The 13,809-nt window shown below is 68.4% G+C and carries 9 protein-coding genes and 1 pseudogene; 8 read left to right on the top strand and 2 right to left on the bottom strand.

Annotated elements, in window-relative coordinates:
• Nucleotides 1-26 precede the first annotated feature (26 nt).
• A complete protein-coding gene (locus tag AC1RR5_RS15010; RefSeq protein WP_492922459.1) occupies nucleotides 27-617 on the bottom strand; it encodes a LysE family translocator in 591 nt (196 codons plus the stop codon).
• Nucleotides 618-845: 228 nt separating this feature from the next.
• Here AC1RR5_RS15010 and AC1RR5_RS15015 point away from each other — a divergent pair, with 228 nt between their 5' ends.
• Nucleotides 846-2,807 carry a M61 family metallopeptidase gene (locus AC1RR5_RS15015; protein ID WP_492922461.1) on the top strand — a complete coding sequence of 654 codons (1,962 nt, stop codon included), beginning with the start codon at nucleotides 846-848 and terminating at the stop codon, nucleotides 2,805-2,807.
• Nucleotides 2,808-2,981: 174 nt separating this feature from the next.
• Here the strand turns inward: AC1RR5_RS15015 and AC1RR5_RS15020 are convergent, their stop codons facing one another.
• Nucleotides 2,982-3,497: a hypothetical protein gene (locus AC1RR5_RS15020; protein WP_492922463.1), complete on the bottom strand. Its 516-nt coding sequence runs from the start codon at nucleotides 3,495-3,497 to the stop codon at nucleotides 2,982-2,984.
• Nucleotides 3,498-3,635: 138 nt separating this feature from the next.
• Between AC1RR5_RS15020 and AC1RR5_RS15025 the strand changes: the two genes are divergently transcribed.
• The 7 genes and pseudogenes from AC1RR5_RS15025 to AC1RR5_RS15055 all read left to right on the top strand — a co-directional run.
• The gene (locus AC1RR5_RS15025; protein ID WP_492922465.1) at nucleotides 3,636-4,142 is read left to right on the top strand and encodes a hypothetical protein; all 507 of its coding nucleotides are present in this window, start codon (nucleotides 3,636-3,638) and stop codon (nucleotides 4,140-4,142) included.
• A gap of 116 nt (nucleotides 4,143-4,258) precedes the next feature.
• Nucleotides 4,259-6,703 (top strand): glycoside hydrolase family 3 N-terminal domain-containing protein, encoded by a 2,445-nt coding sequence (locus tag AC1RR5_RS15030; protein WP_492922467.1) that lies wholly within the window; start codon nucleotides 4,259-4,261, stop codon nucleotides 6,701-6,703.
• Nucleotides 6,704-6,902: 199 nt separating this feature from the next.
• Nucleotides 6,903-8,822 (top strand): sialate O-acetylesterase, encoded by a 1,920-nt coding sequence (locus AC1RR5_RS15035; RefSeq protein ID WP_492922469.1) that lies wholly within the window; start codon nucleotides 6,903-6,905, stop codon nucleotides 8,820-8,822.
• On the top strand, nucleotides 8,822-11,608 hold the full coding sequence (locus AC1RR5_RS15040; protein WP_492922471.1) for a glycosyl hydrolase 115 family protein: 2,787 nt from the start codon (nucleotides 8,822-8,824) through the stop codon (nucleotides 11,606-11,608). Before AC1RR5_RS15035 ends, AC1RR5_RS15040 begins: the two co-directional genes overlap by 1 nt.
• Nucleotides 11,609-11,674: 66 nt before the next feature.
• Nucleotides 11,675-12,064 carry a group III truncated hemoglobin gene (locus AC1RR5_RS15045; protein ID WP_492922473.1) on the top strand — a complete coding sequence of 130 codons (390 nt, stop codon included), beginning with the start codon at nucleotides 11,675-11,677 and terminating at the stop codon, nucleotides 12,062-12,064.
• Nucleotides 12,065-12,072: 8 nt separating this feature from the next.
• Complete coding sequence (locus AC1RR5_RS15050) at nucleotides 12,073-12,768, top strand: 2OG-Fe dioxygenase family protein (protein ID WP_492922658.1); 696 nt, start codon at nucleotides 12,073-12,075, stop codon at nucleotides 12,766-12,768.
• A 192-nt stretch (nucleotides 12,769-12,960) separates the two neighbouring features.
• Nucleotides 12,961-13,803: pseudogene (locus AC1RR5_RS15055) on the top strand (PAS domain-containing protein); the annotation flags it as partial.
• Between the last annotated feature and the right edge of the window lie 6 nt (nucleotides 13,804-13,809).

Consider the following 13,809-nt stretch of genomic DNA (forward strand, 5'->3'; position numbering starts at 1 on the left):
GGAGGGCCCCGGCCACGCGCCGGGGCCTACCCCGCCAGCGCCAGTCCGGCCGCCGCCAGGATCGCGCCGCCCATGGCCAGGTTCATGACCCTCTGGCCCTTCGCGCCCAGGCGCACCCGGCCTAGCAATACGCCCAGCGCCAGCCAGGCGATGTCGACCACCACCATCACCAGCACGCACAGCGCCCACTTCGCGGCGGCGTCCCAGCGCGGCCCCGCCACCACGAACGCGCCGAACAGCGACATGAACGCCAGGTAGGCCTTGGGATTGGCAACGCCCAGCAAGAAGCCGCCAGCGAAGGTCAGGCTGGCCGAGCTCTCGGCCCCGATCGCATCGTCGCCCACCGGCGCGGTCGCCACGCTCCAGGCCAGCCAGGCGAGATAGACGACCGACACCACCGTCAGGATCAGCCGCAGCATCGGCGCCGCGCCCAGCAGCGAGGCCAGCCCCGCCGCGCTCAGTCCGGCGGCCAGGGCCAGGCCGACCTGCAGCCCCGCATAGAACCGCAGACCTCCGACCAGACCCAGGGTCCGTCCCGCCACGATCAGCGCCGCGATCCCCGGCCCCGGTGAGCCCAGCAGCGCCGTCGCCGCCAGCAAGAATAGAACAGCGCTCATCACACCCCCATACGACATAAAGATATATGCATATCTTTATGTCGTATCCGAAACCCCCGTAAGCCGGGAAGTTTCCGTTACGGCCGCCACGCTTTGTTGCGCGCAAGAAACGAAACACGCTCCGCGTACCCACGTTCTGCGTTTCGGGGCCAAGTTGTCCTCGACAAGCGAATATTAACGCCACAAAAATCCCGCCTTCCGCCGCGGGACGCATACCCGCGCGCCGCATTGGGGTGTTTCGTGAAAGCGCTGTTCTTCTCCGTGTCCGTCCTGTCGCTGGTCGCGACCGCCGCTCTGGCTCAAGTCCCGACCCCCGCGACGTCGCAGCCGATGCCGGAGTCCGCTTCGGCCACCCCGCCGATCGAAGCGCCGCGCGACGTGCCTTATGCCGGCACGCTGAAGCTGACCGTCGACGCCACGGACCTGGACCGCAAGATCTGGAACGTCACCACGACCATGCCGGTCAGCAAGGCCGGAGACTTCGTGTTCCTGTATCCGCAGTGGGTCCCGGGCGGCCACTCGCCGCGCAACGACCTGGACAAGCTGGCCGGCCTGGTGGTCACCGCCAATGGCAAGCGTATCCCCTGGACCCGTGACGTCGTCGCCGTGAACGCCTTCCACGTCGACGTCCCCACCGGTACGAGCGAGCTTACGATCAGCTACCAGTTCCTGACCGCCGTCGAGGCCAAGGTCGGCCGCACGGAAGTCACGCCCGAGATGCTGAACCTGCAATGGCTGCAGGTCGCCATGTACCCGGCCGGCTACTACACCCGCCAGATCCCGATCGACGCCAGCGTCAAGCTGCCCGACGGCTGGAAGCTGGCCACGGCGCTGGAGACCGCCAAGACCGAGGGCGCGACCACGACCTTCAAGACCACCACGGTCGAGACCCTGGTCGACTCGCCGATCTTCGCCGGCAAGTACTTCAAGTCGATCGACCTGGATCCGAACGGCCCCGTGCCGGTGCGCCTGAACCTGGTCGCCGACAGCCCCGAGCTGCTGGACGCCAAGCCCGAGCACATCCAGATCCACAAGGATCTCGTGCAGCAGGCCTACAAGCTCTACGGCTCGCACCACTACGACCACTACGACTTCCTGGTCGCGCTGTCGGACAAGATCGGCGGCATCGGCCTGGAGCACCACCGCTCGTCCGAGAACCGCGTGGTCCCGAAGTACTTCACCGAGTGGGACAAGAGCTTCCCCGGCCGCGACCTGCTCAGCCACGAATACACCCACTCGTGGAACGGCAAGTTCCGCCGCGGCGCCGACCTGTGGACCCCGAACCTGAACGTGCCGATGCGCGACAGCCTGATGTGGGTCTATGAGGGCCAGACCCAGTACTGGGGCAACGTCCTGGCCGCCCGCTCGGGTCTGCTGACCAAGCAACAGGCGCTGGAGTCCCTGGCCGCCACCGCCGCCCTCTACGACAACCGTCGCGGCCGCGACTGGCGCCCGGTCCAGGACACCACCAACGACCCGATCATCGCCAGCCGCAAGCCGCTGTCGTGGCTCAGCTACCAGCGCAGCGAGGACTACTATTCCGAAGGCCTGCTGGTCTGGCTCGACGCCGACACCCTGATCCGCGAGAAGACCGGCGGCAAGAAGTCGCTGGACGACTTCGCCAAGGCCTTCTTCGGCGTCGACAACGGCTCCTACGTCCCGCGCACCTATACGTTCGAGGACGTGGCCAGCACCCTGAACGGCGTCTACGCCTATGACTGGACGACCTTCCTCAAGACACGCATCCAGGAGGTCCAGGAAAAGGGTCCGCTGGATGGCTTCGCGCGTGGCGGCTACAAGCTGGTCTACACCGACACGATCACCGACTTCATGAAGGCCGTCGAAGCCAAGGCCAAGACGACCTCGCTGAACTACTCGGTCGGCCTGACCGTCGGCACGGACGGCGTGATCAGCGACGTGCAGTGGGGCGGCCCGGCGTTCAAGGCCGGCCTGACCCAGGGCCTGACGGTGGTCGCGGTCAACGGCGAGGCCTTCGACGGCGACAAGCTGAAGGCCGCCATCACCGCCGCCGTGAAGCCGGAGAACCCGCTGGTGGAGTTGCTGATCAAGGACGGCAGCCGATACAAGATGGTCAAGATCGACTATCGCGGCGGCCTGCGTTACCCGCGCCTGGAGAAGATCGCCGGCGTCCCGTCGCGCCTCGACGACATCCTGGCGCCGCGCAAGTAAGGCGCGAGCTCCTCGTCGCCAGGTTGCGACCTGTTCGCAGCCTGCGACGATTTGGGGAAGGGCGGGAAGCCGACACATCTGTCATCTTCCTGACTGTTCAATCCCTCTGAACGCGTACCGAAAAGGGCCCGCGCCTCTCCCAAGCGGGCCCTTTTTTGTGCTTGGAGTGTTGGTTCAGTCGACGACCGGCGGCGGCGTCAGCGGGGACGGCAACTTCACGTCCTGGTCGACATAGGCCGTCATGACCGTTCCCTTCTTCATGCCGACATCCTTGCCCTTGATGAAGGGCGCGGCCGGCCAGAACAGCAGCGTCGTCACGACGGTGGCGCCCACACGCGTCTCGCCCTTGGCGCCCCGGTTGGCGCGCAGGCGAACCCGGTCGTCGCCGACCTTCATGTAGAGCAGGCGGACGTTCAGCTTGCCGTTCTTGCCCAGCATGCCGTTGTCGCGGGCCTCGACGACCTCGCCCACGCCGCGATAGCCGGCGCGCAGGATCGTGCCGTCCGGCAGCTTGACGTCGTCATCCAGGCTGATGGTGAAGCGGTCGCCTTCCTTGGCGACCGAACTGGAGAGCGCGTCCTCCAGGCGCATCGCCAGTTCCGTGCCCTCCGGAATGACGATTTCGGCAAAGGCCGGCGTGGACGCGAGCAGCATCAGGCCGCAGAGCGCGGCGGCGAGTTTGATCTTCATGGTTTCCCCCCAAGGAATTGTGCTCAAGGCTTAAGGCCAAGCTTCCATCGCGTCTAGGGAGCGCTACCGGCTGCGGGTTCGCGCAGGTTGCGGTCCTGGGCCTTGGCGTTTGGCCGGCAAGACCGGTATCTGTCGCCCATGCAGGACCGTCCGGAACTTCAGCGCATCACTACCGAGTACGTGGCCATGGAGGATCGCCTGCGGCTATCGGGCGAGACGGCCGATGGCGGGACCGTGGTGCTGTGGCTGACCCAGCGGCTGATGAACTTGCTGGCGCCGAAGCTGACCGGATGGCTGGAGCGGCGGGACGCGGCGGGCGGCGAGGCTTTGCAGGAGTTCGTGCAGCAGGCCGCCGAGGCGGCGCTGACGCCTCTGCCCCCGGTGCGGGCGACGTCGCCGGAGATGGACTGGTGCGTGGTCACCGTCGACATCAACCCTGGCGCGGAGGGCGTCATGCTGGTCCTGAAGTCCGACGGCGAGGCGCGGCAGGCCAGCCTGCCGATGCCGACCGAGGCCCTACGGCAATGGCTGGGCATCGTCCGCAACCAGTATGTCGTGGGCGCCTGGCCGACGACGGCTTGGCCCGCCTGGATGGACGAGACCCAGACGGCATCAGTCGCGCCAGCCCCAGCGATCCTACACTAGAATGAGACCGGTACCATTTCTGTCTTGAGTGGTCTGACAACTGCCCCCATAGTGCCGGCCAACCGCGGCCGCTCAGAGCCGCACCAGCCATTGCGCAGCCTCGGGGAAACACCAGGATGACCACCACCCTCACCCGCCGCCTGTTCGGCGCGAGCCTCGCCGCCCTCTCTACGGGTATGGCGGCGGCCGCCATGCCCAGCCTCGTCCAAGCCGCCGAGAAGGCCGCGAAGAAGTCGGGCGACAAGCCGCTCTACAAGGACGCCAGCCAGGCGATCGACGCCCGCGTCCAGGACCTGCTGGGCCGCATGACGCTGGAAGAGAAGGCCGCCCAGCTGATCGGCATCTGGCTGACCAAGGCCAAGATCCAGACCTCGGAAGGCGAGTTCTCGCCGGAAGAAGCGGCCAAGAACTTCCCCAACGGCCTGGGCCAGATCTCGCGTCCGTCGGACCGCAAGGGCCTCAAGCCCGCCACCGTGGTCGACGCGGCCGCCGGCGCCGACGACGGCGCGACCAACCGCAACGCCAAGGAAACCGCCCGCTACACCAACGCCGCCCAGAAGTGGGCCGTCGAGAAGACCCGCCTGGGCATCCCGCTGCTGATGCACGACGAGGCCCTGCATGGCTATGTCGCCCGCGACGCGACTAGCTTCCCGCAGGCCATCGCCCTGGCCTCGACCTTCGACACCGAGCTGACCGAGAAGATCTTCGCCGTCGCCGCCCGCGAGATGCGCGCCCGGGGCTCGAACCTGGCCCTGGCCCCCGTGGTCGACGTGGCCCGCGACCCGCGCTGGGGCCGCATCGAGGAGACCTATGGCGAGGACCCGCACGTCTGCGCCGAGATCGGCCTGGCCGCCATCCGCGGCTTCCAGGGCACGACCCTGCCGCTGGCCAAGGACAAGGTCTTCGTCACCCTCAAGCACATGACCGGCCACGGCCAGCCCGAGAACGGCACCAATGTCGGCCCGGCCCAGATCGCCGAACGCACCCTGCGCGAGAACTTCTTCCCGCCGTTCGAGCGCGCGGTCACCGAGCTGCCGGTGCGCGCGGTCATGCCGTCGTACAACGAGATCGACGGCGTGCCCTCGCACGCCAACCGCTGGCTGCTGACCAAGATCCTGCGCGAGGAGTGGGGCTACAAGGGCTCGATCCAGAGCGACTACTTCGCGATCAAGGAGCTGATCGCCCGCCACAAGCTGACCTCGGACCTCGGCCAGACCGCCGTGATGGCCATGCATGCCGGCGTCGACGTCGAGCTGCCCGATGGCGAGGCCTACGCCCTGATCCCGCAGCTGGTGAAGGACGGCCGCATCCCGCAGTTCGAGATCGACGCCGCCGTCGCCCGCGTCCTGACCATGAAGTTCGAAGGCGGCCTGTTCGAGAACCCCTACTGCGACGAGAAGACGGCCGACGCCAAGACGGCCACGCCGGACGCCGTCGCCCTGGCCCGCGAGGCCGCCCGCAAGGCCGTGGTCCTGCTCAAGAACGACAGCAAGAATGGTGGGGGCCTGCTGCCGCTGGACGGCAAAAAGATCAAGCGCCTCGCCCTCTTGGGCACCCACGCCAAGGACACGCCGATCGGCGGCTATTCCGACGTGCCGCGCCATGTGGTCTCGATCCATGAGGGCCTGACCGCTGAAGCGAAGGCGCAAGGCTTCGCCCTGGACTACGCAGAGGCCGTGAGGATCACGGAGTCGCGGATCTGGGCGCAGGACGAGGTCAAGCTGGTCGATCCGGCCGTCAACGCCAAGCTGATCGCCGAAGCCGTCGAGGTCGCCAAGAACGCCGACGTGGTGGTCATGGTGCTGGGCGACAACGAGCAGACGAGCCGCGAGGCCTGGGCCGACGCTCACCTGGGCGACCGCGACAGCCTGGACCTGATCGGCCAGCAGAACGACCTGGCCAAGGCGATCTTCGACCTGGGCAAGCCGACCGTGGTGTTCCTGCTGAACGGCCGTCCGCTGTCGATCAACCTGCTGGCCCAGCGCGCCGACGCCATCATCGAGGGCTGGTACCTGGGTGAGCAGACCGGCTTCGCCGCCGCCGACGTGCTGTTCGGCCGCGCCAACCCGGGCGGCAAGCTGCCGGTCAGCATCGCCCGCGACGTCGGTCAGCTGCCGATCTACTACAACCGCAAGCCCACGGCCCGCCGCGGCTATCTGCTGGGCGACACCAGCCCGCTGTATCCGTTCGGCTTCGGCCTCTCGTACACGACTTTCGACATCTCGGCCCCGCGCCTGGCCAAGGCCAAGATCGGCACGACCGAGAGCGTCAAGGTTGAGGTCGATGTGGTGAACACCGGCAAGGTCGCTGGCGACGAAGTGGTGCAGCTCTACATCCACGACGAGGAGGCCTCGGTCACCCGTCCGGTGCTGGAGCTGAAGCACTTCAAGCGCGTGACCCTGGCGGCGGGCGCGAAAACCACGGTGACGTTCGAGATCAAGCCGTCGGACCTGTGGATGTGGAACCTGGACATGAAGCGGGTTGTGGAGCCGGGTGACTTCAAGATCCTGGTCGGTCCGAATTCGGTGGACCTGAAGACGGCGACGCTGACGGTGGCTTAAGGCAAGGAAGAGCGCCCCCTCCGTCACGGCGTCTATCGACGCCGCGCCACCTCCCCCGCACGCTTCGCTACGGGGCAGGAGGGAGCGCTCTTCTCCTCCCCCGTGAAACGGGGGAGGTGGCGCGCTGCGGATACGCAGCGTGACGGAGGGGGCGTCCAGACGTTAGCCGCCGAGCAACGGCGGCAGGGGGAGTGAACACATGCGTCGCCTGATCTTCGGCCTGAGCCTTGCCGCCCTCGCCGCCTCGCCAGCCTCCGCCCAATCTTCAGGAAATTTGGCCCTCCTCAACGGCCTGTTCTCCGACCACGCCGTCGTCCAGCGCGACCGGCCGCTGCCCGTGTTCGGCACGGCCAAACCCGGCGAGACCGTCACCGCCGCCTTCGCTGGCCAGACCCTGACCGCCAAGGCCGGCCCGGACGGCGCCTGGCGCGTCGACTTCCCGGCCACGCCGGCCGGCGGGCCCTACACCCTCACCGCCTCCAGCCCCTCGATCACTGCCACGGCCTCCGACGTCCTGGTCGGCGATGTCTGGCTGTGCTCGGGCCAGTCGAACATGGAGATGCAGGTCAGCGCCTCGGGCGACGCCTGGAACCAGATCAACAACGGCGCGCCCAACGACACCATCCGCATGGCGACGATCGAGAAGGCCGACGGCCGCGCGCCGGCCGCCGACTACAAGAAGCCGCCCGTCTGGAAGCCCACCAACAAGGACAATGTCGGCGCCTTCTCGGCCGCCTGTTTCTACTTCGCCCGCGAGCTGCAGAAGACCCGTAAGGTCCCGCTGGGCCTGGTCCACGCCTCGTGGGGCGGATCGGGCCTCGAGGCCTGGATGACCCCGACCGCCCTGCGCAAGGTCGCCGGCTATGACGACGCCATCGAGACCCTGAACCTCTCGATCAAGGACCCCGTCGCCGCCAACCGCCGCTGGGGCGAGACCATCAAGGGCTGGTGGACCGCCAAGAACCCCGGCTCGGCGGCCACGCCATGGACCGGCGGCGGCGCCTGGACCGCCGCGCCCGAGAGCCTCGGCGTCTGGGAACGCTGGGGCGTGCCCGCCCTGGCCGACTTCAATGGCGTGGTCTGGTTCAAGGCCGAGGTCACCCTGACCGCCGCCCAGGCCAAGCAGGCCTCCACTCTGACCGTCGGCCAGATCGACGAGATGGACACCACCTACCTCAACGGCGTGGGCGTCGGCGCGACCTCGGGTGCGTGGCTCGACCGGACCTATCCGCTGGCGGCCGGGTCGCTGAAGGCTGGCAAGAACGTCATCGTGGTCTCGGCCTACGACACCTATGCCAATGGCGGGATGTACGGCGACGGCGCCAAGCGTGCCCTGACCCTGGCCGACGGAACGCGCCTGCCGCTGACTGCCTGGACCTATCAGATCGAGCCCAAGGCCGGCCCCAACCAGCCCCGCGCGCCGTGGGACACCCTGGCCGGCGTCTCGACCCTATACAACGGCATGCTGGCGCCGATGGGCCCCTACGCCTACGCCGGCGTCGCCTGGTACCAGGGCGAGACGAACGTGGGCCGCGACCAGACCTACGCCCCGCTGCTGAACGCCTTCATGGCCGAGCGCCGCCAGGGCCAGGCCGCCGACATCCCGTTCCTGGTGGTGCAGCTGGCCGACTACGGCGCCTTCGCCGAACAGCCCGGCGCCTTCGCCACCGCCGCCCTGCGCGACGCCCAGCGCCGCGCGGTGGTCGCCGACGGCCACGCCGGCCTGGCCGTGACGCACGACATCGGCAATCCCTATGACATCCATCCGAGCGAGAAGCAGGAAGTCGGTCGCCGCCTGGCCCTGGCCGCCCGCCGGGTTTACGGCGAGACCGTGACGACCGGGCCAGAGGTCGTCTCGGCCAAGCGGACCGGCGACACTGTCGTGGTGACCTTCGCCCAGGTCGGCGGACGCCTGGTGGCGCGCGGCTCGGATCGGGTGATCGGCTTCGAGCTGTGCGAGGCGACCTGCCACTGGGCCGACGGGAAGATCGTCGGCAACACCGTGGTGCTGACCGGCGCGGGCTCGAAGGTCCGCTTCGCCTGGGCCGACAGCCCGACCTTCAACCTGTTCGACGCGTCGGGCCTGCCGGCGGGGCCGTTCGAGATCGGGGTTCAGTAGTGCGTAACGCCGTCTCTGCCTTAGCCCTGGCCGCAAGCCTCGTCCTCGCGGCCCCGGTCTTTGCCGCCGAGCCGGCCGCCGTCACCCTGTCCCCCGCCGCCGACGCCTTCCCGCTGATCGCCGCCGGCAAACCTGCGCGGATCGAGTACGACCAGACCGACTTCCCCGGCGCGATCCGCGCCATCCAGGGCCTGCGCGACGACCTCGCTGCCCTGTCCGGAACCGCCGCCCCGGCCAAGGACGCGCCGGTCGTGATCATCGGCACGATCGGCAAGAGCGCCGCCATCGACGCTCTGGTCGCCTCGGGCAAATTGGATGTGTCGAAGGTCACCGGCGAGTGGGAAGCCTTCGTCCAGCAGGTGGTCGAGAACCCGCGCCCCGGCGTGGCCCGCGCCCTGGTCATCGCCGGGGCCGACAAGCGCGGCACGATCTTCGGGGCCTATGACCTGTCGGAACGGGCCGGCGTCTCGCCCTGGACCTGGTGGGCCGATGTGCCCGTGCCCAAGCGCTCCGACGTCTTCGTCGCCCCGGGCGCCAACGTCCAGAAGCCGGCGGTGAAGTACCGCGGCATCTTCCTGAACGACGAGAACCCGGCCTTGTACGGCTGGGCCAACAAGACCTTCGGCGGCTTCAACCACGCCTTCTACGAGCGGGTGTTCGAACTGATCCTGCGGCTGAAGGGCGACTATCTGTGGCCGGCCATGTGGGGCAAGTCGATCTATGACGACGACCCGATGAGCGCGCCGCTGGCCGACCAGATGGGCGTCGTGCTGGGCACCTCGCACCACGAGCCGATGAGCCGCGCCCACGTCGAGTGGGAACGCTACGGCCAGGGCCGCTGGGACTACGCCAAGAACCCCGAAAAGCTGCGCCAGTTCTGGCGCGAGGGCGTCACCCGCATGGACGCCAACGAAAGCCTGGTCACGGTCGGCATGCGCGGCGACGGCGACGAGCCGATGAGCGAGGGCACGGCCACTCAGCTGCTAGAAACCATCGTCGCCGACCAGCGCAAGATCATCGGCGAGGTGACCGGCAAGGACCCCGCCAAGACCCCCCAGGTCTGGGCGCTCTACAAGGAGGTCCAAGATTACTACGACGCCGGCATGCGGGTGCCCGACGACGTCACCCTGCTGTTCGCCGACGACAACTGGGGCAACATCCGGCGCCTGCCGGAGCCTGGGAAGAAACGTCCCGGCGGCTACGGGATCTACTACCACTTCGACTATGTCGGCGGTCCCCGGAACTACAAGTGGCTGAACACCAACCAGATCGAGCGCACCTGGGAGCAGATGAAACTGGCCGCCGACTACGGCGCCGACCAGCTGTGGATCGTCAATGTCGGCGACCTGAAGCCCATGGAGCTGCCGACCGAGTTCTTCCTGGACTATGCCTGGAACCCGGCCGCGATGCCGGTCGAGGCGCTGCCGGCCTACGCCAAGGGCTGGGCGACCCAGCAGTTCGGCCCCGAGCGTGCGACCGAGATCGCCGCGCTGCTGGACGGCTACACCCGGCTCAACGCCCGGCGTAAGCCCGAGCTGATCGACGACAAGACCTTCAGCCTGGTCAATTTCCGCGAGGCCGAGCGGGTCGAGGCGCAGTGGGCCGACCTGGAGAAACGCGCCGACGCCGTCCGCGCCGTGATCCCCAAGGACCAGGACAGCGCCTTCTTCCAGCTGGTCTGGTTTCCGATCAAGGCCAGCGCCAACTTCAACCGGCTGTACATCGCCACGGGGCGCAATCGGCTCTATGCCAGCCAGGGCCGGATCGCCGCCAACGCCCAGGCGACGCTGGTGCAGAACCTGTTCGACCGCGACGCCGAGCTGACCCGCCAGCATGACGCGATCAACGGCGGCAAGTGGGTCCACATGATGGACCAGACCCATATCGGCTACACGATCTGGCAGCAGCCGGACAAGAACATCATCCCCAAGACCGAGCGCGCCGACCCGACTGGCGGCTGGGGCGTGGCGCTGGAGGGCGGGGCCGACGCCCTGCCGCCCCTGACCCGCTGGGGCCCGCAGAGCCGCTGGATCGACGTCTTCACCAAGTGGGTGCCGATCAATGTCCGGCCGACGGTCGACGTGCCATGGGTGAAGGTGACCAGGGGCCGGGCCAGCAGCTTCGGCGACGTGCGCCTGGAGGTCTCGGTCGACTGGGCCAAGGCCCCGAAAGGGGACCACACCGCCACCGTGACCCTGGTGGACGGAGAGACGAAGACGATCGCCGTCCCGGTCTCCAACCCCGACCGCAAGCCGGCCAAGGGCGCCTTCGTCGAGGCCGCCGGCCTGACCGCGATCGAGGCCGAGCACTATACGGCCGCGACGGGCGGCGTCTGGAAGGTGATCCCGAACCTGGGCCGCACCCTGTCGGGCGTGACCAGCTATCCCTCGACCGCGCCCGCTTCGACGCCGGGCAAGGGCGCGCCGTCGCTGGACTATCTGGTCGACTTCGAGAAGGCCGGCCCCGTCGACCTGACCGTCTTGGTCTCGCCCACCCTGGACTTCCGGGGCGGCAAGGGCCTGGCCTATGCCGTCTCGATCGACGACGGCGCGCCGGTGCTGGTCAACAGCCAGCCGGACCTGTCGACCAAGGCCTGGGACAAGGCCGTCGCCGACAATGTCCGCAGCCAGACCACGACGCTGAACGTCCGCACGCCCGGCCCGCACAAGGTGCGGCTGTGGCGGGTGGATCCGGGCGTGGTGTTCCAGCGCCTGGTGCTGTCGCGAGGAGCGGTTCCGGACAGCTATCTGGGCCCGCCGGAGAGCGTCCGCGCCGCCCTTAAGTAAGAATCCGAAGTGAAGTTTGATCTCGGCGGGGTTCAGTCAGCGGCCCGAAAGACCCATGTTCCGGCCATGGCTGTTCCTCCTGCTCAGTTTACCGACGACGAGATCGACCGGCTGGTCGAGACCTTCTACGCGCGCATCCGCCGGCACCACCGCCTGGGGCCGATCTTCGAGAACGCGATCGGCGAGGACGGCTGGCCCGCGCACCTGGCGACGCTGAAGGACTTCTGGTCGTCGGTGCTGAACACCACCGGCCGCTACAAGGGCCAGCCGATGGTCGTGCACCAGCATGTGGAGGGCCTGACCGAAGGCCTGTTCATGCCGTGGCTGAACCTGTTCCATCAGACCTGCGTCGAGCTGTTCGACGCCCCGCGCGCCGCCATCGTCGGCCAGAAGGCCGAACGCATCGCCGCCAGCCTGAAGCTCGGATTGTTCTTCAAGCCGGGTGCGGTCGCTTGAGCGCGCCAATAAATGCAAGACTGGCCACGGACGGCTTCGTCCGCTTCGAGGCCGAGGAAACAAAAGCCCTGATCGGCGCCGAGGACTGGGCCAGCTTCGCCGACAGCTGGAACGACCTGGGCCTGGACACCTTCATGGCCGACGGAGGGCGCTATCGTCGCCGGCGGTTCGCGGCCTTCGCCGCCCTGCCCGGCGCGGTCGCGCGCAAGCCGCACCAGCCGCACTGGCAGAGTCGCGACTACAACACCCTGAACGGCGGCGTGCAGCGCTGGTTCGACCCCGTCACCCCGGCCATCGCCGACCACCCGGTGACGCAGGGCGTGATCCGCGCGGGTCTGGAGCTCTTCCACCCGCTGTCGCCCGCCTCGGACCAGCCGTGGCATGTCGAGCTGCACCAGTTCCGCATCGAGGCCCGGGTCGGCGAGCAGGGCCTGCCGACGCCCGAGGGCGCGCACCGCGACGGCGTCGACTGGGTGATCGTCATGCTGGTCGACCGCCAGAACGTCGACAGCGGCGTCACCGACATCTTCGCGCCCGACGGAACGAGCCTGGGCTCGTTCACCCTGGTCGCGCCGGGCGATGCGGTGTTCCTCGACGACCACCGCGTGCTGCACGGCGTGACCGCGATCCGGCCGCTGGATCCGGCGCTGCCGGCCGTCCGCGACGTGCTGGTCGTGACCTATCGCCGCGAGGACGCCGCTTAAGGAAACTCTCGCCATGGTTGCCGCTGCGACCGCGTGTCGCATGCGGACTGTGATCACGACGTGCCACGGTGAGGCTCCGCACCCCGTGGGAATGAGCGTCCGTCACGCATGTCTCGAGACGAACACGCCTTGCCGTCCTACCCGCCTCTGGCCAATCTGCCTGGGGAACGCCGCGCGGTGTTTTCCAGCGCGATGGCCGACGCGGTGCCCATCCTGATCGGCTATGTCGACCGCGAGGAGCGCTATCGCTTCGTCAACCGCGCCTATGAACTGTGGTTCGGGGTCGATCGCTCGCAGATCGAAGGCCGCACCCTGAAGGAAGTGATGGGCGACGAGGCCTATGGCCGGCTGCGCCACCACGTGGCCAGCGCGCTCTCGGGCCGGGCCGTGACCTTCGAGGGCTCCTTCGACTACCAGGGCCACGGCGAGCGCTACATCGAGGCCCAGTACGTGCCCGACATCGCCCGTGGCGGCGAGATCCCCGGCTATTACGTCCTGGTCACCGACATCTCGGATCGCAAGCAGACCGCCGTCGAGCTGGAGCGCCTGCTGGTCGGCGAGCGGCGGCGCACGGCCCTGCTGGACCTGGGCCAGAAGCTGCGCGACGAGGCCGATCCGATCTGCATCGCGCAGAAGGCCGCGCGCATGCTGACCCAGCAGTTGGGCGTGGCCCGCGCCGGCTATGCCGAGATGAACCCCGAAAGCGACCTGGCCGAGATCGTGGCCGACGACGGCCATCCCGACAGCGGCGTCGCGCGGCTGCAAGGCCGCAGCCTGCGCCTCGACGATTTCGGACCGTCGATGAGCGCCGACATGCATGCGGGCCACACGGTGAAGGTCGGCGACGTCGCCCTGGATCCGCGCACCAACGACCCCGACGCCCTGGAGGCCTATGGCGCCATCGGCGTGCGCGCCTTCCTCACCGTCTCGCTGGTCAAGGCCGGCCAGCTGTCGGCCTATCTGTTCCTGGCCCACGACGGGCCGCGCGCCTTCGCCGCCGACGAGACCGCCTTCGTGGCCGACGTCGCCGAGCTGATCTGG

This window comes from Caulobacter sp. GW821-FHT11E11 (genome assembly GCF_058808315.1).

Bases quoted from the DNA above. Each gene is read 5' to 3' on its own strand.
- AC1RR5_RS15010 (WP_492922459.1), bottom strand. From the start codon at position 617: ATGAGCGCTGTTCTATTCTTGCTGGCGGCGACGGCGCTGCTGGGCTCA.
- AC1RR5_RS15020 (WP_492922463.1), bottom strand. From the start codon at position 3,497: ATGAAGATCAAACTCGCCGCCGCGCTCTGCGGCCTGATGCTGCTCGCG.
- AC1RR5_RS15025 (WP_492922465.1), top strand. From the start codon at position 3,636: ATGCAGGACCGTCCGGAACTTCAGCGCATCACTACCGAGTACGTGGCC.
- AC1RR5_RS15030 (WP_492922467.1), top strand. From the start codon at position 4,259: ATGACCACCACCCTCACCCGCCGCCTGTTCGGCGCGAGCCTCGCCGCC.
- AC1RR5_RS15035 (WP_492922469.1), top strand. From the start codon at position 6,903: ATGCGTCGCCTGATCTTCGGCCTGAGCCTTGCCGCCCTCGCCGCCTCG.
- AC1RR5_RS15045 (WP_492922473.1), top strand. From the start codon at position 11,675: ATGGCTGTTCCTCCTGCTCAGTTTACCGACGACGAGATCGACCGGCTG.